Source organism: Synechococcus sp. R5-15 (genome assembly GCF_047462035.1).
Taxonomy (GTDB): domain Bacteria; phylum Cyanobacteriota; class Cyanobacteriia; order Thermostichales; family Thermostichaceae; genus Thermostichus.
Genome location: NZ_JANSIK010000179.1, coordinates 1 through 1,688, shown reverse-complemented (window position 1 = coordinate 1,688; position 1,688 = coordinate 1). Strand labels below are relative to the sequence as shown.

The window sequence follows — 1,688 nt, the reverse complement described above, 5'->3', positions numbered from 1 at the left end:
AAACAGAATGCTATCGCTGCATAGTTGAACAGTGATGTTCAGCAGTGTTCAGCGTAAATGTATCAGTTCCACGGCTAGATGCTCAGTATGATACCCTTCACTGCGGCTGCCGTCGGTGTTGGGCAAGGAGAATCTGCTCTCGGATCCAGCCCAGCCAGGGCTCCAGCCCGTCACCCGTCTTGGCAGAAAGACAAAAAATCGGCACAGAAGGGTTGATCTCGCGGATATTGGCCTGGATCCGATCCAAATCCACCTCCAACACAGGAACCAGATCCACTTTGGTGATCAGCAGACAATCCGCCTCTCGAAACATGATTGGGTACTTGAGAGGCTTGTCTTCCCCTTCTGTGACGCTGAGCAGTGCTACCTTGGCGTGTTCCCCCACCTCAAACTCCGCCGGGCAGACCAAGTTGCCGACATTTTCCACCAGCAGCAAATCCAGTTGTTGGGGATCCAGCAGTGCTTCCAATTGCTGCAAGCCCCCGGCCACCATGGCCGCATCCAAATGACAGGCCCGCCCCGTGTTGATGGCAATCACCGGGATCCCGTAGCGACGCAACCGCTCCGCGTCCAGTTGGGTCGTCATGTCTCCCTCGATCACCGCCAGGCGCAGCGAGCCGGCAAGAGCGACCACGGTTTTCTCCAGCAAAGACGTCTTACCCGCCCCCGGCGCGCTCATGAGGTTCAGACAGGTTACTCCCCAGGCATCAAAATGCTCCCGGTTGTGGTCGGCCTGGTGTTGATTGGCGTGGAGCAGGTTAATCCCCAGATCCAAGACTTGGTGCATGGCACAACCCGCGTTGCAGTTGAGGAGAAAACGCTCTAGCTGCGGAAAGAGCTGGATTCGGCCACCGCAGGGGTGGGAGAAGGGCCGACGGAGAGTTTACGCACCTCGGAGCAGAAAGAAGCCATGCTGAAGCCACCGAACCGCTTGACAGTGCTGGCCCGCAGGCGCAAGTTGGGGCTGGCAAACCAAATGCGCTCTTCCGATTCGGTCATCTCATACTGGGTGTAAAGGGTAAGGGCGCCATCGGATCCCATGACATAGGTACCGGCCACCGGTACTTTCTCAGCGTAGCCCTGATCCCGCAGCAACTGCCCGCGCATGGGATCGGTCTCATCGGGGATAGGTACCAGCACCACGTCTCCCTTGTACTCTTCGTTGTCCCACTCCTGCTCGCCATCCCACCGCACCCGCGCTGCTCCCACAGCTCGTCGGGGATCCACCCTGAACAACTCGCAAACCCGGATGACTGCTGGATCGGTTGCCGCAAGGGTGGCAATTTGTAGCCGCGACCTCCCACCCTCAGAGCGGCGAAAAGCCAAGTGATGGCTGGTGCGTTGGCACATCCACTCCCCAGCACTGAGGGCGAAAAACTCCATTACGGTCATCATGGCCGACGCGGATCCTCATCGATGGAACAGGGTTTGCCGATCTTAGCTTGCAGAGCAACTCAACGATTTAGCTAACGGTGGTGCGGGGGCAATCAGTCCTGCGCTCTACCCGCAGGGTGAGCACCGGGATACAGGGATCCCCGCCATACCCCTGAGCGAAATCTGTAGCAAAACCTACTTATGCTGGTGTAACCTACAAGCACCGGATTGATCCAGATGCCTCCCAACAAGCCGCTCGCGTCAGCGGGACGGAGGCCTTGCTGTTGGCGTGGCTGGAGATTGGCCGGGACGTA

Annotated in this window: 2 protein-coding genes; both read right to left on the bottom strand. The window is 58.4% G+C overall.

Annotated features, from left to right (window positions below; genetic code table 11):
* Positions 1-97: 97 nt before the first annotated feature.
* Positions 98-787, bottom strand: a complete 690-nt coding sequence (hypB, locus tag NW839_RS13010; RefSeq protein ID WP_414343585.1) for a hydrogenase nickel incorporation protein HypB — start codon at positions 785-787, stop codon at positions 98-100.
* A gap of 35 nt (positions 788-822) precedes the next feature.
* A complete protein-coding gene (locus NW839_RS13005; protein ID WP_414351641.1) occupies positions 823-1,395 on the bottom strand; it encodes a phycobiliprotein lyase in 573 nt (190 codons plus the stop codon).
* Between the last annotated feature and the right edge of the window lie 293 nt (positions 1,396-1,688).

Excerpts from the sequence above, each read along its gene's own strand:
- hypB (WP_414343585.1), bottom strand. The coding sequence starts at position 787 with ATGCACCAAGTCTTGGATCTGGGGATTAACCTGCTCCACGCCAATCAA.
- NW839_RS13005 (WP_414351641.1), bottom strand. The coding sequence starts at position 1,395 with ATGATGACCGTAATGGAGTTTTTCGCCCTCAGTGCTGGGGAGTGGATG.